Consider the following 25,522-nt stretch of genomic DNA (forward strand, 5'->3'; position numbering starts at 1 on the left):
TATTTTTACTGCATAGCATTTAATGATTTTGTAATGGCAGCAGCAGGAGCTGAATCGATGATAACATAATTTAAATTTCCGTTTAATAAATCCTGAACTGCAAGTGAACCGTTCTTATAACCGGTAGATGTCATCTTAAGACCAGCGAATCCCCAGTCATCATCACCTTCGCAGTAGAACTGTCCGGTTGTACCTGTCTGGAAACCAATCTTGCTGCTTGAATCCTTAGCGTTAAGGATTGCATTTACATCATCGGCAGTCTTACATTCGTCAAATTCTGTGTTGTCTGATGGAACGATCAACTTCTGGGAAGCCTTGTAGTAAGAATCTGAGAAAGCTACATATTCTTCACGATCCGGCTTGATTGTAAGACCGGCCATAGCGATATCACATTTCTGCTGACCAACGGAGAGACATACAGCATCGAAATCCATGTTCTGGATAACCAGCTCCTTACCGAGTTTGTCAGCAAGTGCCTTAGCGATCTCCATATCGATTCCGTAGTAGTTCTCACCCTTTGTATACTCAAATGGTTCGAATGCAGCGTTTGTTGCTACAACTAACTGATCCTTGCTTGAGTCTAATGTAGCTGATTCAACAGCAACAGGCTCGCCATCACCGAAGTAGTGGTTGCAGATCTCTTCAAATGTGCCATCTGAATTCATATCTGCGATAAATGTATTAACCTCTTTTAATAAGTCAGGCTGTGTTTTGTCAACACCGAAAGCGTATTCCTCATCTGTGAGGTCAATCTCGATAACCTTAGCAGTCTTCTTATCAGAAGATTTGCTGTCGTCAGTTTTGCTTCCGCATGCTGTTAATGCAGTCATAGCCAGGGCTGCAGACATAGTAATTGCTAAAAATTTTTTAAGTTTCATTTTCATTACTTCCTTTCATTCTTTTCTGAATAAATATACCATTGTGTTTTGAAAAATGCAATTTATATATGCAAAAAAATGCTGAAAATTACAGGTTTTATGCAGGTTTTATAAATGCTTTTCGTATTTTCCGCCAATATGCATACCTTCTTTTACGACAACAAAGGCGTGTTCATCGATGTTTTTCAGTCCGCGGCGGAGATGAACACATTCATATTTGGAAAGGATCGTAACGATCATATAAGTTGTTTCTTCGGTATAACCACCACGCGCCTCCCACCAGGTTGCATCCCGGTGAAATTCGTTTACGATGTAATCAAGGATGGCTTCCGGTTCTTCTTTTGTATAGATCACAACTTCGGTATTGATGTTCTGCGTATGTGCTTTGTCAGTCATCAGAGTACTGACAGCGGAATAGATAATGCTGTATACGGCTGTCGGGATACCAAAAAGGATTGCACAGATGCCGTAGACAACAGCATTGACTGTCAAAGATACCTTTCCCACGCTGAAATTTTTGTATTTCTTGGTAAAGAACATACCGACGATATCCATACCGCCACTGGAGCCGCCGGAGCGTAAGGAGATACCGATGCCTGTACCGGCGAGAAGTCCACCCATAATGCTGGCAGTCAGGCTGTCATTGACCAGAGGTGTAGCCGGAATTGGAAATATACTTAAGAATATCGTCTGACTGATCAGGCAGACCAGTGTCCGGCTGAAGAAACTTTTGCCGATTGAGATATATGCCATGATAAATAAAGGTATATTTAAGATAAAGTTGATAATACCTGCGATATCGGTTCCTGATGCAAGCGATGGAAATACTTGGATCAGTAAGGTTCGTATGATCTGGCTGATACCAAGGACACCGCCGTTATACAGACTGGCGGGGACGATAAAGAAGTTGATTCCGGCGGCAAATAAAACCATGCCGCCGATCGCAGCAGCATTTCTCTGCCAGAGTGTTTTGTCTTTGAGATTCATATGCATGCCCTCCCTTTATTAATATTTGTACAGCTTGTGTAGATTATGAGCTTCAACCTGTTGATACTACCAATACAGGAACGCTTTTGTAAATATTTATATGTAGAGTATAAAATATTTCCGGTAAAAAAGCATCTAAAATATAAGGAAGACTTGATCATAAATTGCAGAATTACAGGTTGTGGGACGAAAGGGAATGCAGTACAATAGTGCAGGCAGTAAATATGTGTTAAGAGGATTAGAAGAATGAAAAAGATTTTATATTTTATAAAGAAGGAAACCGTTTTATCGATCGCGGTCGTACTGGCAGTGATGTCAGTATTTTTTGTAGCCCCTGACAGAGAATATATTTCATATATTGATTTCCGAACACTGGCAATCCTGTTCTGCCTTATGAGTATCGTTGCCGGTTTGAGGAATATTGGTGTGTTTGATAAATTAGCGGAACGGCTGTTAGCAAAGGTGCATGGGATCGGGGGAGTAACGGTGATCCTTATATGCCTGTGTTTCTTTATGTCGATGTTTATAACAAATGATGTATCACTTATTACATTTGTGCCGTTTACAATTATATTAATGAAGAAACGGAACCCGGATGTCGGTGGCAAATGGATGCTAAAAGTAATTGTCATGCAGACGATCGCGGCGAACCTTGGCAGTATGTTGACACCTCTTGGTAATCCTCAGAATCTGTATCTGTATGGAAAAGCAGGTATAGGTATTGCGGAGTTTTTAAAGATCATGCTACCGTATACAGTCTGTGCATTTGCTTTGTTAATTGCATGGATCGGTCTGGCATCCATGGTTCGAAAAAGAAAGTTAAGTCATGAAGAGAAGACAGAAATAAAGCAGAATAAAGGCTTAGACTCTGCTGAAGATAAAGCTTCAACGAAAAGACAGAAAGATCCGTTGGGGGCTTCCGGTTTAAAATGGGGGAAAAAGGATGCGGAATGGATTGAAAAATTTACAGCATATATTATTCTGTTTGTCATAAGTCTGCTTGCGGTTTCACATATTCTTCCGTATGGTGTGCCTTTCGCGTTAGTATTTTTATATTTGCTTCTGCGTGACCGGAAAATCCTGACACAGGTTGATTATTCTCTGTTATGTATTTTTATCGCGTTATTTATATTCATCGGTAATCTTGGACGTATCCCGGCATTCAGTCAACTGCTTTCGGATATATTGACCGGACGGGAGGTGGTCACTTCGGTAATTGCAAGTCAGGTAATGAGTAATGTTCCGGCTGCGATTCTGTTATCCGGATTTACAGACCATATCCGGGAGCTGGTGATCGGAACAAATCTCGGAGGACTTGGTACTTTGATAGCATCAATGGCAAGTCTGATCAGTTTCAAATATGTTGCGAGAGAAGACCGCTCGTTCCGTGGCAGATATTTTCTGGAATTTACAGTTGCAAATGTTATTTTCCTTTTTATAATGATGATTCTTTATCGTTTACTTTCTTAACATAATCAAGTAGAACAGCCGTGCTATGAGAGTAGTAGATATAGCGAACCAAACTGACAAAATTCTCAAGTGAGATAAAAACAGGAATATCGAACCTTTACGCAGAAGCAACAGAACTTCCGATAAATACGGGAGATACACAGTACAAGGCAGCAGTAAGGAATGATCCGAGACACAATTTTGCTAAAGAAGATAAAATAACAAAATATAGTCATTGTTTATACATGATTTTTTTGCTACAGAACAAAAAACGACAGTTCAGAACAAATAAATAGAAAATACCACTTTATCCCTTTAAACTGAAACCATCGTACGAAACAAACAACTGATGGCGCCTAAAGGGAAAGGGGAAATTCATGTTGTATGGACTTGATATTGTAGAGTGGTTAAAGAAGATATTAGGCTGGGGAAAGTAAAAATATAACATATAAAAGTGTTTGTTCGGAAAAATATGAAGCTATATTTGTATTCAACATATACATATAGAGATGACTATTTATTATAGAATAAAGGGGGGCGCAAAGTATTTGCCGGAAAGGGATGTTCTATAATAAAAAGATGCACCTAAGAGATATAGCTAAGTATAAAAAACAATATAGACTGCGGCAGTTGATGGATGCATCAACTGGAAAAATAGTTCAGGAACTCCTGAGCTATTTTTTTTGACTATTTTTGTCTAAGAATGTCGAATAACAAAGTTATTATTGTAAAAAGGAAGAAAACAATTTATTATTTTATATAACTTAAGTATGAAGGGAAAGGGGCAAAAGATGAATATCGTCATTTGTGATGATGAAAGAAAAGTAATTGAAGATGTAGGATCGATATGCAGAGAATGTTTATCTCCGGATGTCAAATTATATGGATTCCAGTCGGCGGAGAGTTTATTGAAAAATCTTGATAAGATAGAGGGGGATATTGATCTCTTTATATTAGATATAGAAATGCCGGGCAGGGATGGCTTATGGCTTAGAAAAGAGTTAGAACGATACAGGTATGGAAGCAGTATTATTTATCTGACAAGTCATGACGAGCTTGTGCAGGAAGCATTTGGAAGATATGTGATAGGATTTGTTGATAAAATCAGTTTTATGAAAAATAACAATAAACTGATTGAAAAGTTAAGGCTTTTTGAAGAAGAAATGAGTAATAGAGAAGTCCTTCATATAAAAAGTGACCAAGGTAATTTATATATTCACAAGGATAGAATTGTTATGATTACAGCGGAACATGTATATTCATATATAGAATACATGGTAGATGAAAAGATAAATGGAATTGGTGTGTTGGAAAGAAGTCTTGTTCGTAAATCATTAAAAGATTGGGAATCAGAGCTTGGGGGTAATTTCTTACGCATAAGTAAGAGTAACATTATTAATATGGAATACATCCAAAACTGCAATAAGAATATTGAGCTGCATGATGGGCGAATTATAAAAATTCCGAAGATGAATCAACTTAGATGTCAGGAAAGTTATTATAAATTTTGTGATAGAAGGATGAAGTGGAAATAAGTATGAAAATATTATTACTAAATAATTTATTGGATATTATGAAGTACATAACAATTTATTCTTTGATTTTTCATGGTAAAATTTATAAAAACAAAGCATCGGTTGTGAAGGCATTTATACTAACAGCTTTCTTGTTTATGCAAACATTTATTTTACAGAGTGGTAGTTTGATTATTTTAGTTTTTATTTCTTGTTTAATATTGTTGTGTTTGTATGAGGGAAAATACAAAAATAAAATTATTTTATTTTTGTTAACATGGATATCAGTGAATTATTTGGATACGATTTGCTACCTGTTTTTAGGTGGAGCTATAAGAGATAATGTTGTATGGTATTATTCGCATGCACCAGTAAATATAAAGTTAATTGAAAATATAGTTGCAGAATTCATAATATTATTAGTAGCATGGATATATACGAGGAATAATCATAAAAGATGGTTTGAAGCGAAACTTAATATTCGACAATGCATATTGTTGTTGGGAGCAATGCTGGGCTTATATATTGTTTTTATCACATTTATACTTTTTATGGCATATGGAGCACCAGATAAAAGAAATTTATTGAATATAATTTTAATTGCTTCTGCAATAATAACAATATCCTGCATCCTTGCCTTTTTCCTATATTCCAACCATTTGAAAAAAGAAAATGATCTGAAAACAAAGAATATTGAAGTTCAGGAAGAAAACGACGGCTTGCGGTTGGCGTTATATGCCAATATGGAAATGATGGATGATGATATGCGGCAATATCGTCATGATAATAGACATCATAGGGCGGTTCTTAAAGAATTGGCTTCTAAAGGAGACTTGGAGGAAATAAAAGATTACCTGGTACAGCTTTCAGAACAAGATGAAGATCTGAAGAAGAAAAATGTGCTATATACCGGAAATTATATGGTGGATGCCATCATAAATGGAATTATTGCGAAAGAGGCTTATTCAGATGTTAAGTTCCATTGTGAAGGTAAGTTGCCACGAAAATTAATGATTCAGGATGTTGACTTGAGCGGACTGCTTTCGAATGGTTTGGAAAACGCAGCGGAAGCCTGTTTGCATAGTAATGGTGATAAGTGCGTTCTGTTCAAAGCTGCAAGTTATGAGAACATGATTCATTTTGAGATTAAGAATACATATGACAGTACAAGATATAAAGCACTTTCAAAAGGAGATTTTGAAACAACAAAGAAGGATAGTGAATATCATGGATATGGAATAGAAAGTATGCGTCGTATTGTAAAGAAATATGATGGTAAGCTGGAGTATATCGTAGAACCGGAGTGGGTGATTACAGATATATACTTACAGCAAAAAGATGAAATATAAAAAATATGCTTAGAAACAAAAAGTCCTATGATCTGTTGCGTGATTGTGTAAGCCGGTTAGCAGACCATAGGATTCTTTTTCCTTGGTTTGTAGGTTTGTCAAACATATGTTACACAGATGCCAGATAATCCTTTAGTACCTGATTTGGAGATTTCCATCCTAATGGACGCATAGGAAAGTTGTTATAATCCCTGCGATTATACACTTTCAACTGTTTGGCAAAGTCCTCAAAAGAATAAAAAGTATGAGTTGCATAAAAACGCTCATTATCCTTTCGGTGGCTTCTTTCAACTTTCCCGTTATGTCGTGGTGTAAAGGGTCGTATAACTTTATGGCGAATCCCATGCTGCTTCAGATGCACCTGAAATAGTGTGGGTTTATCACGGTGAGTGGTAAAACGATTTGTAAATTCTGCTCCATTATCAGTTTGGATACATTGAATGGGTAACGGAAAGGCTTTCACCAGATGCTCTATAAACATAGCAGAAGAATACGTGTTGTGTTCTTCAAAAGCCTCTACGAAACGCCATCTGGAATACTCGTCAATGGCAGTATACTGAAAGAATTGTTTGCCGATGACCTTGGGGTTTTTGAGGCATGCAGAAGGAACAAATTTTACATCAACCTGTATGCGTTGTCCCGGATAATCCATCTGTTCGTAAGGCTTTGGAATATATTTAGGATTTGGCGGATGAACTGCCATAATTCCCTGCTTACGGAGAAATCTGTATAGTCCAGGGATGGAACGGGAGTAACCACGCTGCTTGAGTTTAACCCAAAAGACAACAAGACCGGCATTGGGATTGCGTCTGCGCATATCAAAGATCAGCTTGATCTCTTCAGGGGTATGTTGGTTTGGATGATGATGGGGTCTGCGAGAGCGGTCACGAAGGGACTCAATAGAACCATCATAACGTCGTTTCCAACGATAAATGTATTGACGGTTGGTTTTATATTTGATAGCAGCTTTGGTGACACCAAACCTTTCAGCGTATTTGATTAAGGATAGACGATACCGCATATCTTGTGTTATAGTAGCCATAGCAGAGAACTCCTTTTTTGTTTTTTTGTTGTGGTGACTAAAATATAACACAAAAGAAGCATCTCTGCTTTTTTTATATTCAGTTGTAACACATGTATTGTAATCCTACAACCATAGGATTCTTTTTCCTTGGTTTCTCTTGACAGGAGTAAAATATAATAGTAACATTAAAAATAAGAAATGGGTTTTCACCGTACAGTTTTATAACTCAAGCGGGCTGCTCGTTTCTTTTTTTATTGTTGTAATATCATGGAGATATTTTTTCCCATCTTCGGAGTGTTTTATTAGAAGAATGGCTGTAAATATATTGTATCTGATTAAAAGGCCGGTTTTGTCATCATAAACAGGAATTCCAAATCTGATATCGTATCGATACCAGCCGTATTTAGCGTCCTTGATATGTTTCCTTTCTTTGTTTTCTTCCCATCTCGGATTTTGAGCAATTTGTATTAGTTCAGGAATTCCTTGTGAAGCAGATGCTTTTGCTTTTTTCCTGGCGCCTTTTAAGGCGAGTCGGCTATTTGATCCGGAATATTCGGATGGAAAGTCTGGTCCGATATAAACAAACTCTGAGGTTTCTGTAATTTCATAGCAGTCGGAAATGTAATCTTTAAGATATATTTCAATTTGTTTCCAATCATCTTTTGTTAGTCCTTTAAATTTTTTATCATTAATGATAACAATTTTTCTGTTATTTTCATCTGTTATGATATTTACATTTCTATTTGAAGTCATAAGTAGATATTTTTCTCCTTTATGGATTGTATTTCATTAATTTAATTTCTGGCGCCTGTTTTGTCGACAAGGTCAGCTTACCAGAAATAAAGGAAAAAAGTTTGTAAATGTAATGAATGGTATGTCTGGATGTAATAACTTGCACTTTATAGTATTTTGCTAAAAGTATGGGTGAAAAATTATAAACTTGTTTTCCCTCTGATATCCGTTACAATCAGACTTGGAGAGATGACGGCAGAACAGATAACATGTATATTTTATAGAAGTCCGGATATGGCAGAAATGATGTATCTGGACTTTTTTGCCTCAATAATATCCCTGATATAGCACCGAAAACAGGCGGCGCTTTATTAGGTATCCGTATTTTCCCATTGAGAAAACCAACCATTTTACATATAATTGAAGCGTGGAATAAATGCAGAACAACCGTCGGATGATGGTGATAAGATATACGAAAGGAGCATAGATAAATGGAAGAAAATAAAACGTATATAGCGATTGATCTGAAATCCTTCTATGCTTCCGTAGAATGTAGAGAGCGGAACAGAGATCCCCTGACGACAAATCTGGTAGTGGCAGATCCGAGCCGGACGGAGAAAACGATCTGCCTTGCGGTATCTCCATCCCTTAAGGCATATGGAATACCGGGCAGGGCGAGACTATTTGAGGTTGTTCAGAAGGTGCGAGAAGCAAATAATATAAGAAGACGGAATATACCGGATCATCATTTTACCGGAGCATCGGATGACAGCACGAAGCTGGGGACAGATCCGACTCTTCAGCTGGATTATATTATTGCTCCGCCGCGCATGGCGCTTTATATGGAATACAGTACACGGATCTACGACATTTATTTGAAATACATTGCACCGGAGGATATCCATATTTATTCGGTGGATGAGGTATTTATGGATGTGACCGGCTATCTGAATACCTATCATATGACAGCCAGAGAGCTTGCTATGACGATGATACAGGATGTGTTAAAGACGACAGGAATCACAGCGACGGCGGGAATCGGAACCAATCTGTATCTTTGTAAGATCGCGATGGATATTGTGGCGAAGCATATCGAACCGGATAAGGATGGAGTGCGGATCGCGGAGCTGGATGAAATGTCATACCGCAGGAAGCTCTGGAGTCACAAGCCGATCACAGATTTCTGGCGTGTCGGTCAGGGCTACGCGAAGAAATTAGCCGAATATGGACTATACACGATGGGCGATGTGGCGAGATGCTCGGTCGGAAAGACAAATGAATTATATAATGAAGATTTACTGTATAAGCTATTTGGCATTAATGCAGAGCTGCTGATCGATCATGCATGGGGATATGAGCCTTGCACGATGGAGCAGATCAAGGCATATAAACCGGAGACAAATAGTATTTGCACCGGACAGGTACTGCATTGTCCGTATGATTTTGATAAGACAAGGCTGGTTGTGAAGGAAATGACCGATCTTATGGCGCTTGATCTGGTGGACAAGGGACTTGTTACGGATCAGATCGTGCTTACGATCGGATATGATATTGATAATCTGACAGATCCGGCGAGAAAGAAGAGATATAAAGGCGCTGTTACAACGGATCGTTATGGACGAAAGGTTCCGAAGCATGCGCATGGAACGATCAATCTGAAGCGGCAGACCTCATCGACGCAGATGCTTATGGATGCGGTAATGGAACTGTATGACCGGATCGTTGACAAGGATCTTTTGATCCGGAGGATCAATATTACCGCGAATAAACTGGCGGATGAACATACTGTCGCGAATGACGATGCGTATGAGCAGCTTGATTTTTTTACAGATTATGAGGCTGTAAAAAAACAAAGGGAAAAAGAGGAAGCAGATCTGGATCGGGAACGTCACATGCAGGAAGCTATGCTCAGTATTAAGAAAAAATATGGGAAAAATGCAATTCTGAAGGGGATGAACCTGCAGGAGGGAGCAACGGCGAAAGACAGAAATGCACAGATCGGCGGACATAAGGCATAAAGAGGTATATATAACATGCAGGATCAGAACAACCATAAATATGATGATATCATTCATTTGGAACACCCTGTTTCAAAGACACATCCGCAGATGTCACTCTATGACCGGGCGGCACAATTTGCGCCATTTGCAGCATTGACAGGACATGCGGCGGCGATTCGTGAGACTGCCAGACGGACAGATGAGAAACGGGTGCTCAGTGATGAAGTATTGGAAGAATTGAATGAGAAACTAAACATTATTTCAGCAAATATAGGTACAGAACAGTTAGTGGATATTACCTATTTCGTACAGGATGAGAGAAAAGCCGGAGGAGAATATGTTACGCATTCCGGTATCGTTAAGCGAATCGATCTGTACAGGAGAGCGGTGATCATGGCAGATGCAACGATCATACCGATTGAAGATATCAGTCGGATAGAAAGCGATCTGTTTTCCGGTTTGGAGTAACGTAAAAATCATATGATAATATGATAATGCCTGAAAATTACACCTTTACAGTATTTGTTAATAGATGCTATAATGGACCATATTGTGCGATTTCGGCAGTGTAGTATTCCTGAGTCTTGTGTGGAGAGTCGGGAAAAGAGAAAGGAAGGATAAAAACGTGTTTAAGATTGTTAGAACAGAAGCGTTGACAGATGCAATCTATCTTATGGACGTGGAAGCACCAAGAGTAGCAAAGAATTGTCTTCCGGGTCAGTTTGTAATCGTAAGAGGCTCAGAAGATGGAGAGAGAATTCCTCTTACAATCTGCGATTATTCAAGAGAAGCAGGCACGATCACTATTGTATTCCAGGTAGTAGGTGCAGCAACAGAGATGATGAAGAATTTAAAGGCTGGAGACAGCTTTACAGATTTTGTTGGACCGCTTGGCCGTCCGTCGGAATTAGTAGAAGAAGATTTAGAGACATTAAAGAATAAGAAGATCTTATTTGTAGCCGGTGGTGTAGGAACCGCACCTGTATATCCACAGGTAAAATGGTTACATGAGCATGGAGTAGCCGCTGATGTTATCATCGGTGGAAGATCCAAAGAGCTTATCATTCTGGAAGAGCAGATGAAGGCAGTTGCCGGAAATCTCTACATTACAACAGACGATGGTTCATATGGAAGCAAGGGCGTTGTTACAAATGAGATTCAGAAGCTTGTAGACGCAGGCAACAAATATGATGTATGCGTAGCAATCGGACCGATGATCATGATGAAGTTCGTTTGTAAGCTTACAAAAGAGCTTGAGATCCCTACAGTTGTCAGCCTGAATCCGATCATGGTAGACGGTACCGGTATGTGTGGTGCATGCCGAGTAACAGTTGGCGGCGAAGTAAAATTCGCATGTGTAGACGGACCTGAATTTGACGGACATCTTGTAAACTTCGAAGAAGCTATGGAGCGTCAGCAGATCTATAAGACACAGGAAGGCAGAGCATATCTTGCAGCCAAGGAAGGCGACACCCATCATGGTGGATGCGGACAGTGTGGAGGTGACAAATAATGGACGTTTTAAATAGAGTACCGGTTCGTGAACAGGAACCTGCGGTTCGTGCAAAGAATTTTGAAGAAGTATGTTACGGATATAATGAAGAAGAAGCAATGGCAGAAGCAGCAAGATGTATTGGCTGTAAGAATGCACAGTGTGTAAAGGGCTGTCCTGTTTCTATTGATATTCCTGGATTTATCGCTCATGTAAAGAAGGGCGAATTTGCAGAGGCATTCCAGGTGATCAGCAAATCATCAGCACTCCCTGCTGTATGTGGCCGTGTATGTCCACAGGAGACACAGTGTGAAGGTAAATGTATCAGAGGTATCAAGGGCGATCCTGTATCTATCGGTAAACTGGAGCGTTTCGTTGCTGATTGGGCAAGAGAGCATGGCATTAAGCCGGAACCGGCAGCAGAGAAGAATGGCAAGAAGGTTGCAGTTATCGGTTCCGGTCCATCCGGTCTTACCTGTGCAGGAGATCTTGCAAAGATGGGTTACGATGTAACAATCTTTGAAGCACTTCATGAGACAGGCGGCGTACTGGTTTATGGTATCCCTGAATTCCGTCTTCCAAAAGATGGCGTAGTAAAGAAAGAAATCGAAAATGTAAAATCCTTAGGTGTTAAGATTGAGACTGACGTTGTAGTCGGTAAATCTGTAACGATAGATGAATTAATGGAGGAGGAAGGCTTCTCAGCAGTATTTATCGGTTCCGGTGCAGGACTTCCTAAGTTCATGGGTATTCCGGGTGAGAATGCAAATGGTGTATTCTCAGCAAATGAGTACCTGACAAGAAGTAACCTGATGAAGGCTTACAAGGAAGGCTCTAACACACCTATCATGGTTGGTAAGAAGGTTGCCGTTGTCGGCGGTGGTAATGTAGCAATGGATGCTGCAAGAACGGCACTTCGACTTGGTGCTGAGACACATATTGTATATAGACGTAGTGAAGAAGAACTTCCTGCCAGAGTAGAAGAAGTACATCATGCAAAAGAAGAGGGAATCATTTTTGATCTCCTTACAAATCCAACTGAGATCCTTGAAGACGAAAAGGGTTGGGTTAAGGGCATGAAATGTGTCAAGATGGAACTTGGTGAGCCGGATGCATCAGGCAGAAGAAGACCGGTTGAGATTCCTGGTTCTGAGTTCGTCATGGATGTGGATGCGGTTATCATGTCACTTGGTACTTCACCAAACCCACTGATCTCATCTACAACAAAGGGACTTGATACAAATAAGTGGAAATGTATCGTTGCCGATGAGACAAACGGACAGACCACAAAGACAGGTGTATATGCCGGTGGTGATGCAGTTACCGGTGCAGCTACAGTTATCCTTGCTATGGGAGCCGGAAAGGCAGCAGCAAAGGGCATTGACGAGTACCTCAAAGGACTCAATTAATATATAGTCTTTGAAACAAAATAAAGGATGGTATTATCTATTATTCCGCAAGACGTTTAATAGTAATACCATCCATTTATTTTTGGATTTGTATACCGATTAAAAAAATGGAGTCTATTTTGAGATGCGGTATAAAGTGATAGAACTATGCTCACGAGATATTGAATATAAAATTATTAAAAATATACTGAGAAGAGGTTATGACATTGAAGGAATATATTGCAAGAGATGACGCGTTTGAATTACTGAAGAAATATAATAAAGATCCATTCCATATTCAGCATGCGCTTACAGTTGAGGCTGTTATGAAATGGTATGCAAATGAACTTGGCTATGGTGAAGATGCTGAATACTGGGGCATCGTAGGTCTGCTTCATGATATTGATTTTGAACTGTATCCGGCAGAGCATTGTCTGAAAGCACCGGAGCTGTTAAGAGATGGTGGTGTGTCAGAGGATATTATTCATGCGGTCTGTTCTCATGGTTATGGAATTACAGTGGAATGTGGTACAACCATCGATGTAGAGCCGGTTCATGAGATGGAGAAGGTTCTGTTTGCAGCAGATGAACTGACAGGCCTGATCTGGGCAGCGGCATTGATGCGTCCGTCAAAGAGTACAAAGGATATGGAACTGAAGTCACTGAAGAAGAAATATAAGAGCAAAGGATTTGCCGCAGGTTGTTCCAGAGAAGTGATTGAACGTGGTGCTGCACAGCTTAACTGGGAGCTTGAGAAGCTTCTGACTATGACATTACAGGCAATGGCAGCAACGGAGGATGAGATCAAGGCAGAGATGGAAGACCTGTAAATTCCGCTAATTTGCTAGCACTTTAGCGCATTGCAACTTAAGAAAATCCTGCTTTTTCATTAAAAAGATAAAAAAATTCATAAAAATCATATTTTTACTTGATAAATTCAAGTCTATTGTTTATAATCTTAAGTGGAAATTTTCTTAAAGAGAAAATACTACTCCAAATGAATTTCGCAGAGATGCGATTTACTTATAATTAATTTAAGGAGGATTTTAAGATGTCATACGTTGATGAAGTGCTGGAGATCGTAAAGAAGAAAAATGCTGACCAGCCAGAATTTTTACAGGCAGTAACAGAGGTTCTTGATTCACTTAGACCTTGTATCGATGCAAACGAGGAGCTCTACAGAAAGAATGCGATTCTTGAAAGAATCACAGAGCCGGACAGACAGATCATGTTCAGAGTACCTTGGGTAGATGACAATGGACAGGTTCAGGTAAACAGAGGTTTCCGTGTACAGTTTAACAATTCTATTGGACCATACAAGGGAGGATTAAGACTTCATCCTTCAGTTAATTTAGGTATTATCAAGTTCCTTGGATTTGAGCAGGTATTTAAGAATTCACTGACAACACTTCCAATCGGTGGTGGTAAAGGTGGTTCTGATTTTGATCCTAAGGGCAAATCAGATAGAGAGATCATGGCATTCTGCCAGAGCTTTATGACAGAGCTTTGCAAGTACATCGGAGCAGATGTCGATGTTCCTGCTGGTGATATCGGAACAGGCGGAAGAGAGATCGGTTTCTTATTCGGACAGTATAAGAGAATCCGTGGATCCTACGAAGGTGTTCTTACAGGTAAGGGACTTACATATGGTGGATCACTTGCTCGTACAGAAGCTACAGGATATGGTTTATTATACTTAACAAACGCATTATTAAAGGATCATGGTATTGATATCGCTGGTAAGACTTGTATCGTATCTGGTGCTGGTAACGTTGCAATCTACGCAATCCAGAAGGCACATCAGTTAGGCGCTAAGTGTGTAACATGCTCCGATTCAACAGGTTGGATTTATGATCCGGAAGGAATCGATGTTGACTTACTTAAGGAAGTTAAGGAAGTTAAGAGAGCACGTCTTACAGAGTACGCAGCAGCCAGACCAAGCGCTGAATACCATGAGAAGAAGAACGGCGAGCATGGTGTATGGAATGTTAAGGGTGATATCGCATTACCATGTGCTACTCAGAACGAGTTAGACTTAGACGATGCTAAGGCATTAGTTGCAAATGGTGTTATCTCTGTAACAGAGGGTGCTAATATGCCTACAACATTAGAGGCTACTAAGTACTTACAGGAGAATGGCGTATTATTCGTAGGTGGTAAGGCTGCTAACGCCGGTGGTGTTGCTACATCTGCACTTGAAATGAGCCAGAACTCAGAGAGACTTTCATGGACATTTGAAGAAGTTGACGGCAAGTTAAAGGGAATCATGGAGACAATCTACGCAAACATCAGCGACGCTGCTAAGCGTTACGGTGTAGAAGGCGACTATGTTGCAGGTGCTAACATTGCCGGTTTCGAAAAGGTTGTAGAAGCTATGCTTGCTCAGGGTGTTTGCTAATCAAATACCGGTCAAAATCTAACAATAATTATTATATAGTAAATGTTAATATAAGACCCCGGAATCGTGATATGCGTTTGCAAGAAAGACATTGCAGAAAAGTAATTTCTATAACGCTTTATTTCGGCATATGCAGATAAAATCTATAATGATTTTATGGAAAGTTTTTGATTGAATCTATGGAGACCTTTTCGTATAATATAGATATTGTATGCTTTTTACATAAAAAAGGAGGATCTTGATATGGGGAGAGATATTGTACTGGCAAAAATAAAAAAAGGTGGAATCACAGCGGTTGTCGGCGGAGCAGTGTTAATGCTGATTTTCGGATTGATCACAATAGGTGTGATGTCAGATAATGCAGATGACGGAATGGGTATGATCATTTTGTTTGGTTTATTTGCATTATTAGGAATTGTATTTATCATAATAGGGATTCGTAATATTGTAAGACCTGAAAAAACCGGCTATTTGAAAAATAACCCGCAGCTTTTGGAGATGGCCGACCAGTTATATTCGCATATAATATATGAAGACCAATATGTATTGATTTCCGATAAGGTGCTTGCGAATAAGAAGCAGCCGACACAGATGACCTGGCTCTGGGATGTATATCTGATCTATCTGCATACTACATCGACGAACTTTATTCCAACCGGAAGTGAATATGTAATCGAAAATCGTTTTCAAAAGAACCGTGTTGCTATTAATGTACTGGCAAGAGGGAAAAAGAGTAAACAGGAGTTGTTGAATGTACTTGCACAGGCATGTCCAAATGCGAGATTTGGATATTCTGATGAGGGGTTGGCATATCTTCAGTATATGAGAAATCAGGATCTCAGAAATATCCCGAATACACCTTATTATCAGGGAGTACCGGTGCAGATGCAGGACAATGTGCAGCAGTAATTAGAATATGCAGTAGGAAGATAAAGTATAGATAGAATGTGTAACAAAAAGCAGATAATGTGACAGCAGATCGATACTGCATAGAATAACAGCTTACATAGTGGAGACTTAAGAACAGATAGAAAGCAGGAATTGAGATGGAACGTAAACATGAATATCAGACAAAGAGCAGACAGATGATCCTTGATTATCTGATCCGGAATAAAGATCGTGCCGTTCATGTGTCGGATATTATACGGCATATGGATCAGGAAGAGTGTTCGGTAAATAAAACAACTGTATACCGATATCTGGATAAGCTGGTCGCAGAGAAGACACTGATGAAATATGTGGCTGATAAGGGCGAAAAAGCAGGATATCAGTATGTAGAACAGCCATCCAGGTGTCAGAAGCATCTACATCTGCAATGCTCCGAATGTGGAAAGGTCATCCATCTGGACTGTGATTTCATGAAAGAGATATCAGAGCACATTTTGTCTGATCATGGGTTCACACTTTGCTGCAAGGATTCCATTTTATATGGTGTCTGCGACGAATGCAGTAAGAAAGAAAAGAAACAGAAAAATAAAACCAGATAACAGGAATTTCCATGCTGAAAATTGAATATTTCTGATAATAGGAGTTGACATTGGGCAAAATAATGCTATAATCTGATAATGCAACTTGGTTGCAAATTATATTTTCAGGAATGAGATGGATAGTATGGAATTGTTATTTGATTCGTTTTCAGATGCACTGATCGATAGTGTAAAATTAATACCATTTTTATTAGTGACATATCTGCTGATGGAATGGTTGGAGCAGAGAACAGAAGAAAAGCAGAAGCAATATATGCAGTCTGCCGGTGCGTTTGGTCCGTTGGCAGGTGGAGCACTTGGAATCGTCCCACAGTGTGGATTTTCCTGTGTGGCAGCGAACCTTTACAGTGGTGGTGTGATCACAGCAGGAGTTGTGCTTGCGGTATTTATGTCAACCTCTGATGAGATGCTTCCAATCTTTATTTCGCATACAGTAAATGCCGGTACAATTATTCGTATCCTGCTTGCAAAAATGTGTATTGCGATCGTTACAGGTTATGCAGTCGATCTTGCAAATAAATATATCCGCAGAAGATATCTGGCAGGAAGAAAAACGAAGCACACAGCGTCTTCAAAAAACGATAATTCTAAAAATACAGACAGTGCAGATAAAGAAAAATATTCGAAGCATTCTGGATATTCCGTTCAGGCAACACAGACAGTCAATGCAGAATGTACACATAATTATAAAGATACTCATACACATAATGGAAAAAGTGTGCATGTGCATGATGAAAAAAATATGCATACCCACGATGAAAAAAGTACACACACACATCATGGACATATCCATTATGATGGTACGGACATAGAAGAAAAACATATCCATGATCTGTGTGAGCAGGAACACTGCAACTGTGAGGATGGAATCTGGATGTCGGCGTTAAAGCACACCTTGAAGATTACGGTATTTATTCTGGCGGTATCCTTTGTGTTAAATATTATTATCGGTATCGCAGGGGAAGATGCGATTGGAAGACTTCTTGGTGATGTACCGTTCCTTGGAGAAGCAATGGCAGCACTGATTGGACTGATACCAAACTGTGCACCGTCTGTTATCATTACAGAGCTTTATCTGGACGGAATGCTCAGTTCTGGAGCAATGATGTCAGGATTGCTTGTCAGTGCAGGCGTAGGACTTCTGGTATTGTTCCGTATGAACCGCCACAGATTAAAAGAAAACATTATGGTCGTTGGAACCTTGTATGTTACCAGTGTGTGCTGGGGATTATTGATCAATCTGTTGGGTATCACATTTTAAATAGAAAGAACAGCGAGAACAGAAAGAATGGAACAGAAAACAGCAATAGTTATCGGGGCATCAACAGGAATTGGTGCAGCAACGGCGGAAGCCCTTGCACAACAATATAAAAAAATAGCCATAACGTCATTTCGCCATCCGAAAAAGTTGAAAGAGGTTCAACAGAAGATACTTGCGCAGGGCACAGATTGTTATGCAGAGATCGGTGATGCCGGAGATTTTACATTTGTAAGACAGTTTATAGAGCATGTAATCGAACATTTTGGTAAGAAGATTGATCTGTTGGTCAATAACGCCGGAATTTCTTATGTCGGGCTGCTGACCGATATGGATGAAACGGACTGGAAAAGAATTATAGATACGAATATAACGTCAGTATTTAATACATGCCGTCAGGTTGTGCCATACATGGTGCATGCACATAAGGGACGTATTATCAACATTTCATCTGTATGGGGCAATGTCGGGGCCTCCTGTGAGGTAGCGTATTCAGCGACCAAAGGTGCGGTCAATGCATTCACAAAGGCTCTTGCGAAAGAGCTTGCACCGAGCGGTATAGCGGTGAATGCAATCGCATTTGGAGCTATCGATACTACGATGAACGGGCATCTGTCATCGGAAGAAAAAAATGCATTGGAAGAGGAAATTCCGTTTGGCAGGATGGGAACAGAGACAGAGGCTGCAGAATTTATCATAACGGTAGCAAATGCCGGCAGCTATCTGACCGGACAGATACTGACCTTTGATGGCGGCTGGCAGTAGATCGGTAAACGTTTTGCAATTTCCCCAATTCTCTATTGAAAAATTGTTCATATTGCTATAAAATAAGCTATGCAAAGTTGCGCAGATATGGGGTAGAGATTATGGGAATAAAGTTTATTAAAAAGAAAAAGGGCGAGGTTGTAGCAGCAAACGTGCCGGCAGATCTAAAGACAACAGTGGATAAAGATGGAAATGTTGAGATCGTATCAAAGAATTTTACAATGACAACGAGCCAACAGCCGAAGCGCGAGCCGGAAATAGTTGAATGGACATGCTGGGGATGTGGGCATGTAAACAGTGGAGATGTTTGTGAGGTATGCGGAAAAAAACGGGTACAGAAATAAGCAGCAGACTGTTTATCAGATTTGATAATTATATAACAGTATATATAAAAGATTCTTGTATGTATATTATATAGGAATCTTTTTTACTTTATAGGCAAGATCGCCCTATAAAGTAAAAAGTGCTCCGCTGAGGGTGCGCACTTCGCGAAGAAGTTAATTGCCTTGTAAATTTGCGTAGGTGCGAAAGACCCGCAAGTGACTCTTTATTTTTATTCGGAGAAAGTAAGAGGGGAATAAGGTTTGAAATTATAATGACAGAATTTATCAGGCAGAGAAAATAAGAAATTAGAAATGCAGGTTGAAATTTAAAAGTACGTTTGGTATACTCATTAGGTAATTTTTCAGGTGCAATAAAGGTGTACAGAAAAGTAATGATTTTGGTGCATTTGTGATGCACGGGATTGATAGTCTGTTTAACAAAAAGAACGGAACGGATATTCCGGGACAAGCATTATATTTTATAAATAAAATGGAGGCCAGAAAATGGGTAAAAAAGTATTGAGATTATTTCTGGAAACAATGCTCAGAGCCGTTGTAATCATTCTTGCAGTTGGCATTGTTGTAATAGGAGCACTGCTTATAAAGACATTAGTAAAGAATAATTCTCTGAAAGACAGTAAGAAGACGACAACAGGAAAAGAAATAGTAACAGAAGCAGAGGATGAAAATGATCCGACGTTTAATAATGGAGATGACGAGAACAGTGGATCGGACGGAGCGGATGAAACCGGTGCGGTTGCATCTACAGATGCTAAAATCCTTGTTATTAATGCAACAGGAACCAGTGGAGTTGCCGGTGCATGGAAGACCGCATTAGAGGGTAAAGGATATACTTCGGTAGAAGTTGGTACTTATAATCAGTCGGCGATCGCGACATCAAAGGTATGCGTATCCGGTTCATATGATGGAGCAGATCTTGCTGCGGAATTTTCATCACCGGAAATGTCAACCACAGATACGTTATCAGCATCCGATTTTGATGTGCCGATTGACGGATATGATATTATTGTAATCGTTGGAACAAGTGATATTAAAAACTAAACAGCAGGATGATCGGATTGCCTATCTATACAGATTGTTCATACAGACAGAGAAGCAGGTGTTATTACAGAAATGTGATGTGCCTGCTTTTTTTGTTTTAAATGTCATCATGTATAAAGAATATTTTACAGGTGCAAGGATGTTTGTGTATAACTGCTATTTATAATCAATGGTGACTATGCCGAAAAAAATCGGACATACTATATAAAAATTGTATGGAAGGCAGTTGCATGAACAAAAATCGAGAAACGATAGAAACGTATGTATTGTTAACGGTGGCGGCGTTTTTGATGTCACTGGGTGTTGTTTGGATTTTTAACAGTGAACAGATAGTTCCCGGAGGCGTGACCGGAATAGGAATTATAATAGAAAATCTGACGGAAAATATGGGAACTGGAATTCCGGTCTGGTTGACGAATTTGGTTATCAATGTTCCGTTATTTATATGGGGGTATTTTCTGCTCGATAGAAAAAGTATGGTAAGGACAGCATATACAACGGTTATTTCTACAGCATTTCTGGCAGTTATTCCTGCACTTCCGCTTGCAACGCATGACAGACTTTTGAATATGATTCTTGGCGGAGTTATATTTGGTTGCGCTTATGGTCTTATGTTTCGTCTGAATGCGTCATCCGGCGGCGTGGATCTTATGGCATTGATATTGAATCATATGAGAAACGATATTGGTGCGCCGTTATTCCTTGGGGGTATAGACATAGTGATCGTAATAGCAGGCGGAATTGCATTTGGCCTGGAAAATATGCTGTATGCTGTTATTGCAATCGTAATATCAACAAAATTATCTGATATGATCGTACAGGGAATCAGACATGGAAAACTGGTTTACATTATTTCTTCCAGATGCGATGAGATCAAATCCTGTATCATAAATGATATTGGAAGAGGTGTAACAGTATTGAAAACAAAGGGTGGTTATACGAATGAAGGGCGTGTAATGATAATTTCGGTTTTGTCAAGTAGACAATTAGTAGAATTAAAGGATAAAATAAGGACAATTGATGAAAAATCTTTTATGATTGTAGGGCAGGTAACGGAGGTTTTTGGTGAAGGTTTCACAAAATTCTCGTCTTAAATCTTCTTAAATCGATGCGAAAATCGTCAAAATGTTAGTTTTTTTGCGGTCGTATACAAAACAAACAAAACATTAAATTTTTTTTTGGGCAATAATCATATGGTTTAAAGAAGGGGAATGTTGTAAAATGACACTATGTTCAGAACGAATGAATAAATAAAACAATACTATATAATATTTACGGAGGTATTTGCAGAATGGCAAGTTTATCACTTAAGAACATCTATAAGGTATATCCTAACGGATTTAATGCTGTTAAGGATTTCAACCTTGAAATTGAAGATAAGGAGTTCATCATTTTCGTTGGACCTTCAGGATGTGGTAAGTCAACAACTCTTAGAATGATCGCAGGTCTTGAGGATATCAGCTCAGGTGAGTTATGGATCGGCGACAAGCTTGTAAATGACGTAGAGCCTAAGGATAGAGATATCGCAATGGTATTCCAGAACTACGCTCTGTATCCGCATATGTCAGTATATGACAACATGGCATTCGGACTTAAGTTAAGAAAGGCTCCGAAGGAGAAGATTGACAAGGCTGTTCATGAAGCTGCTAAGATCCTTGATATTGAACACTTACTTGACAGAAAGCCAAAGGCTTTATCAGGTGGTCAGAGACAGCGTGTGGCTATGGGTCGAGCAATCGTTCGTGAACCTAAGGTATTCCTTATGGATGAGCCACTTTCAAACCTTGATGCGAAACTTCGTGTACAGATGCGTGTTGAGATTTCCAAGTTACATCAGAGATTACAGACAACTATCATCTACGTTACACATGACCAGACAGAGGCTATGACACTTGGTACAAGAATCGTAGTTATGAAGGATGGTATTATTCAGCAGGTAGATACACCACAGAACTTATACGATAAGCCATGTAACTTATTCGTAGCCGGTTTCATGGGTATGCCACCTATGAACTTCATTGATTGTAAGGTAGTTAAGTCCGGAGCAGACATTCTCTTAATGTTTGGTTCACACTCAATTAAAGTTCCTGATAGTAAGGCTGAGAGACTTATTGCACTTGATGCAGTTGATAAGGAAGTTGTTCTTGGTATTCGTCCTGAAGATATCCATGATGAGCAGCTCTTCATCGAGTCATCACCGGAAAGCGTTATTGATGCAAGAATCAATATTTACGAAATGTTAGGTGCTGAAGTTTACTTATACTTCACAATCGATCAGTTCGATATCACAGCAAGAGTTAATGCTCGTACAACAGCTAGACCTGGCGATACAGTACAGTTTGCATTTGACTTAAGCAAGATTCATATCTTTGATAAGGAAACAGAGGAGATCTTAGTAAGCTAATAGATCATACATACTTAAATATTTATAAACAAACAGGGAAAATGCAGAAATTTCTGCATTTTCTCTTTTTTTTTTTCGCAATATGATTTAGAATAGGTACAGTAGTGTATTTTGTTATTCGTATGTTTTCCGGGAGGCTTATCCGTCAGGCAGAATGGATGGGGAAAGAATACGGAATCCGAATATAAGAATAAGGAGTGTAGAATATATGATATCGAACCAGATACTTCAGGATACGATTGATGGATTAAAGAATATTACAAGAACCGATCTGTGTGTTCTTGATACAGAAGGAAAGATTCTTGCATCTACATTTAAGGATGTAGATGACTGTGAAGAAGCAGTACTTGCGTTTGTTGATTCCCCGGCAGAGAGTCAGGCAATTCGTGATTACCAGTTCTTTAAGGTGTTTGATGATAACCAGTTAGAACATATCTTGCTTGCAAAGGGGGAGACAGATGATACTTACATGGTTGGTAAGATCGCAGCGTTCCAGATTCAGAATCTCTTAGTTGCATATAAGGAGCGTTTTGATAAGGATAACTTCATCAAAAATCTGCTGTTAGATAATCTGTTGCTTGTTGATATTTACAACAGAGCAAAGAAGCTTCACATTGATACAGATGTAAGGAGAATCGTATTTATCATTGAGACAAAGAATGAGAAGGATACAAATGCCCTTGAAACAGTTCGTAATATCTTTTCTACAAAGACAAAGGATTTTATTACCGCTGTGGATGAGAAGAACATCATTCTTGTAAAGGAAGTAAAGCAGACAGAATCCTATGATGATATGAATAAGATTGCCAAGGTTGTTGTAGATATGCTGAATACAGAGGTTATGTCTTCTGTTCATGTATCATATGGTACGATCGTAAATGAGATTAAGGAAGTATCCCGTTCTTATAAAGAAGCTAAGATGGCACTGGATGTAGGAAAGATCTTCTACGAGAACCAGAACATTATCGCATATAGTAATCTTGGAATCGGACGTCTGATCTATCAGCTTCCGCTCCCACTCTGCAAGATGTTCATTCGTGAGATTTTCGATGGCAAATCACCGGATGAGTTCGACGAAGAGACCCTTACTACTATTGATAAGTTTTTTGAGAACAGTCTGAATGTATCAGAGACCTCCAGACAGTTATATATTCACAGAAATACTCTGGTTTATCGTTTGGATAAGCTTCAGAAGAGTACCGGTCTGGATCTTCGTGTATTTGAGGATGCGATCACATTTAAGATTGCGTTAATGGTAGTTAAGTATATGAAGTATATGGAGTCATTAGACTATTAAAAGGAAGAATCTGGACTCTTTGTAATATATTGTATGCAGGATTTACACATATATTTCACATTTTACTGCTATACTTGCAAAAGCAAAGAGTGAGAAAGTACAGACGTTAAATTTGAAAGGAAACCATTATGATAGAGTTAGAGAATGTTACTATGACCTACCCAGGTGGTATGACGGCTCTGAAGAATGTTAATATTAATATAGAGAAAGGCGAATTTGTCTTTATTGTTGGTAGCAGCGGATCAGGTAAGACAACATTGATCAAGCTGTTATTAAAGGAATTAGATCCGACCTCTGGGTCTATCCGTGTAGCAGGATATAATTATAAAACTATAAAAAGAAAGAATATTCCGAAGGTCAGAAGAAAGATCGGAGTTGTATTTCAGAATTTCAGACTGTTAAAGGACAGAACCATCTATGAAAATGTTGCATTTGCACAGAGAGTTATACAGACTCCTGCGAGATACATCAGACGTAGAGTTCCGGCTATGCTGACGCTGGTAGGTCTTGCGGATAAGTATAAATCTTATCCGAAGGAGCTTTCTGGTGGAGAGCAGCAGAGAGTTGCCATGGCAAGAGCACTGGTAAACAATCCGGAAATCATCCTTGCCGATGAGCCAACCGGTAACCTGGATCCGAAGAACTCACAGGATATCATGGAACTGCTTGATGATATCAATAAGCGTGGAACAACAGTGGTTGTCGTAACTCATAATAAGGATATTGTAAATGAGATGCGAAAGAGAGTAATCACATTAAAAAAAGGTGTGGTTATCAGCGATGAAAAACAAGGTGGTTATATAGATGAAGATTAGTACATTCTTTTATATCCTGAGACAGGGATTTACGAACATCAGAAGAAATATATTGTTCTCTCTTGCATCAATCGGTACAATTATTTCATGTTTGTTCATATTTGGTATTGTATATGCAGTTGTTGTAAACTTTCAGTCAGGAATGAAGGATTTGGAGAATAATGTAACGATATCGATTTTCTTTGAAGAAGATATTCCGGACGAAACGGTTCAGTTGATCGGTGAACAGATACGAGTCCTTGATTATGTAAATACAATGGATTATATCAGTGCAGATGAAGCATTTGATAAGTTCTGTGAGCAGAATTATGATGATCCTGAGGCTGCAAAGGCAGCATTCGGAGATGATAACCCGTTAAAGAATTCTGCTTCTTATGAGGTAACGTTGAAGGATGTATCCAAACAGGCTGAGTTTGTAGCATTTGCAAAAGGTTTAGACGGAGTGCGAAATGTCAGAAGTTCTGAGGTTACAGCTGACAGTATCTCGACATTGTCCTCATTGGTAGGATATGCTTCTATCGGAATTGTGGTAATCCTGATGTTGGTATCCATCTTCCTGATCAGCAATACGATTACCATTGGCATTACAGTTCGTAAGGAAGAAATTGCAATTATGAAATTGATCGGTGCAACGAACTTCTTTGTACGTGCGCCGTTCATAATAGAAGGTATTATTATCGGAGCAGTCGGTTCTGTTATTCCGCTTTATCTGTTATATGTTATGTATCAGAAGATTCTGGAATATGTGGCAGGACGATTTGCAGTAATTACATCTGTATTCGCATTTGTAAGTAAGGAAGAATTGTTTAAAACAATGATTCCTGTTGGGCTTATTTTAGGTATAGGTGTAGGTTTATTTGGTAGTTTGATCACTACCAGAAAACATTTGAAAGTATAAGA

Annotated in this window: 24 protein-coding genes; 20 read left to right on the plus strand and 4 right to left on the minus strand. The window is 39.1% G+C overall.

Annotated features, from left to right (window positions below):
- Nucleotides 1-5 precede the first annotated feature (5 nt).
- Together LK416_00615 and LK416_00620 are read right to left on the minus strand one after the other, a co-directional pair.
- Nucleotides 6-878, minus strand: coding sequence for a transporter substrate-binding domain-containing protein (locus tag LK416_00615; GenBank protein UEA74712.1), 873 nt, complete (start codon nt 876-878; stop codon nt 6-8).
- A gap of 108 nt (nt 879-986) precedes the next feature.
- Nucleotides 987-1,865, minus strand: coding sequence for a YitT family protein (locus LK416_00620; GenBank protein UEA74713.1), 879 nt, complete (start codon nt 1,863-1,865; stop codon nt 987-989).
- Between the two features lie 246 nt (nt 1,866-2,111).
- Here LK416_00620 and LK416_00625 point away from each other — a divergent pair, with 246 nt between their 5' ends.
- The 3 genes from LK416_00625 to LK416_00635 all read left to right on the plus strand — a co-directional run bounded on the left by LK416_00625 (nt 2,112) and on the right by LK416_00635 (nt 6,177).
- A complete protein-coding gene (locus tag LK416_00625) occupies nt 2,112-3,335 on the plus strand; it encodes a citrate transporter (protein ID UEA74714.1) in 1,224 nt (407 codons plus the stop codon).
- A gap of 770 nt (nt 3,336-4,105) precedes the next feature.
- Nucleotides 4,106-4,849, plus strand: a complete 744-nt coding sequence (locus tag LK416_00630; protein UEA74715.1) for a response regulator — start codon at nt 4,106-4,108, stop codon at nt 4,847-4,849.
- 2 nt (nt 4,850-4,851) lie between these two features.
- A complete protein-coding gene (locus LK416_00635) occupies nt 4,852-6,177 on the plus strand; it encodes a GHKL domain-containing protein (protein ID UEA74716.1) in 1,326 nt (441 codons plus the stop codon).
- A 109-nt stretch (nt 6,178-6,286) separates the two neighbouring features.
- On the opposite strand, the gene LK416_00640 is transcribed toward LK416_00635, so the two are convergent.
- Together LK416_00640 and LK416_00645 are read right to left on the minus strand one after the other, a co-directional pair.
- The gene (locus tag LK416_00640) at nt 6,287-7,219 is read right to left on the minus strand and encodes a DDE-type integrase/transposase/recombinase (GenBank protein ID UEA74717.1); all 933 of its coding nucleotides are present in this window, start codon (nt 7,217-7,219) and stop codon (nt 6,287-6,289) included.
- Nucleotides 7,220-7,420: 201 nt separating this feature from the next.
- Nucleotides 7,421-7,954 carry a hypothetical protein gene (locus tag LK416_00645; GenBank protein ID UEA74718.1) on the minus strand — a complete coding sequence of 178 codons (534 nt, stop codon included), beginning with the start codon at nt 7,952-7,954 and terminating at the stop codon, nt 7,421-7,423.
- Between the two features lie 470 nt (nt 7,955-8,424).
- Here LK416_00645 and LK416_00650 point away from each other — a divergent pair, with 470 nt between their 5' ends.
- From LK416_00650 to ftsX, 17 genes are all read left to right on the plus strand, one after another.
- Nucleotides 8,425-9,951, plus strand: a complete 1,527-nt coding sequence (locus LK416_00650; GenBank protein ID UEA74719.1) for a DNA methylase — start codon at nt 8,425-8,427, stop codon at nt 9,949-9,951.
- Nucleotides 9,952-9,966: 15 nt separating this feature from the next.
- Entirely contained in the window at nt 9,967-10,401 is a 435-nt protein-coding gene (locus LK416_00655; protein ID UEA74720.1) for a YolD-like family protein, read from the plus strand.
- 157 nt (nt 10,402-10,558) lie between these two features.
- Nucleotides 10,559-11,446, plus strand: a complete 888-nt coding sequence (locus LK416_00660; GenBank protein ID UEA74721.1) for a sulfide/dihydroorotate dehydrogenase-like FAD/NAD-binding protein — start codon at nt 10,559-10,561, stop codon at nt 11,444-11,446.
- Nucleotides 11,446-12,834, plus strand: a complete 1,389-nt coding sequence (gene gltA, locus LK416_00665) for an NADPH-dependent glutamate synthase (GenBank protein UEA74722.1) — start codon at nt 11,446-11,448, stop codon at nt 12,832-12,834. Before LK416_00660 ends, gltA begins: the two co-directional genes overlap by 1 nt.
- A gap of 206 nt (nt 12,835-13,040) precedes the next feature.
- On the plus strand, nt 13,041-13,643 hold the full coding sequence (locus LK416_00670) for a hydrolase (GenBank protein ID UEA74723.1): 603 nt from the start codon (nt 13,041-13,043) through the stop codon (nt 13,641-13,643).
- Between the two features lie 221 nt (nt 13,644-13,864).
- Nucleotides 13,865-15,211, plus strand: coding sequence for an NADP-specific glutamate dehydrogenase (gene gdhA / locus LK416_00675; GenBank protein ID UEA74724.1), 1,347 nt, complete (start codon nt 13,865-13,867; stop codon nt 15,209-15,211).
- Nucleotides 15,212-15,454: 243 nt separating this feature from the next.
- Entirely contained in the window at nt 15,455-16,120 is a 666-nt protein-coding gene (locus tag LK416_00680; GenBank protein ID UEA74725.1) for a phage holin family protein, read from the plus strand.
- A 137-nt stretch (nt 16,121-16,257) separates the two neighbouring features.
- Nucleotides 16,258-16,698: a transcriptional repressor gene (locus tag LK416_00685; protein UEA74726.1), complete on the plus strand. Its 441-nt coding sequence runs from the start codon at nt 16,258-16,260 to the stop codon at nt 16,696-16,698.
- Between the two features lie 124 nt (nt 16,699-16,822).
- On the plus strand, nt 16,823-17,959 hold the full coding sequence (locus LK416_00690; GenBank protein ID UEA74727.1) for an arsenic efflux protein: 1,137 nt from the start codon (nt 16,823-16,825) through the stop codon (nt 17,957-17,959).
- 27 nt (nt 17,960-17,986) lie between these two features.
- On the plus strand, nt 17,987-18,721 hold the full coding sequence (locus LK416_00695; GenBank protein ID UEA74728.1) for an SDR family NAD(P)-dependent oxidoreductase: 735 nt from the start codon (nt 17,987-17,989) through the stop codon (nt 18,719-18,721).
- 101 nt (nt 18,722-18,822) lie between these two features.
- Complete coding sequence (locus LK416_00700; protein ID UEA74729.1) at nt 18,823-19,065, plus strand: hypothetical protein; 243 nt, start codon at nt 18,823-18,825, stop codon at nt 19,063-19,065.
- A gap of 483 nt (nt 19,066-19,548) precedes the next feature.
- Nucleotides 19,549-20,106, plus strand: coding sequence for a LytR C-terminal domain-containing protein (locus tag LK416_00705; protein UEA74730.1), 558 nt, complete (start codon nt 19,549-19,551; stop codon nt 20,104-20,106).
- Nucleotides 20,107-20,336: 230 nt separating this feature from the next.
- Complete coding sequence (locus LK416_00710; GenBank protein ID UEA74731.1) at nt 20,337-21,200, plus strand: YitT family protein; 864 nt, start codon at nt 20,337-20,339, stop codon at nt 21,198-21,200.
- 197 nt (nt 21,201-21,397) lie between these two features.
- Nucleotides 21,398-22,510 carry a sn-glycerol-3-phosphate ABC transporter ATP-binding protein UgpC gene (gene ugpC, locus LK416_00715; GenBank protein ID UEA74732.1) on the plus strand — a complete coding sequence of 371 codons (1,113 nt, stop codon included), beginning with the start codon at nt 21,398-21,400 and terminating at the stop codon, nt 22,508-22,510.
- Between the two features lie 208 nt (nt 22,511-22,718).
- Nucleotides 22,719-23,807 (plus strand): helix-turn-helix domain-containing protein, encoded by a 1,089-nt coding sequence (locus LK416_00720; GenBank protein ID UEA74733.1) that lies wholly within the window; start codon nt 22,719-22,721, stop codon nt 23,805-23,807.
- 128 nt (nt 23,808-23,935) lie between these two features.
- On the plus strand, nt 23,936-24,622 hold the full coding sequence (ftsE, locus tag LK416_00725) for a cell division ATP-binding protein FtsE (GenBank protein ID UEA74734.1): 687 nt from the start codon (nt 23,936-23,938) through the stop codon (nt 24,620-24,622).
- Nucleotides 24,612-25,520, plus strand: coding sequence for a permease-like cell division protein FtsX (gene ftsX, locus LK416_00730; GenBank protein ID UEA74735.1), 909 nt, complete (start codon nt 24,612-24,614; stop codon nt 25,518-25,520). The genes ftsE and ftsX overlap by 11 nt, the downstream gene beginning before the upstream one ends.
- Nucleotides 25,521-25,522: the final 2 nt, after the last annotated feature.

The organism is Lachnospiraceae bacterium GAM79, assembly GCA_020735665.1.
GTDB lineage: Bacteria > Bacillota > Clostridia > Lachnospirales > Lachnospiraceae > Coprococcus.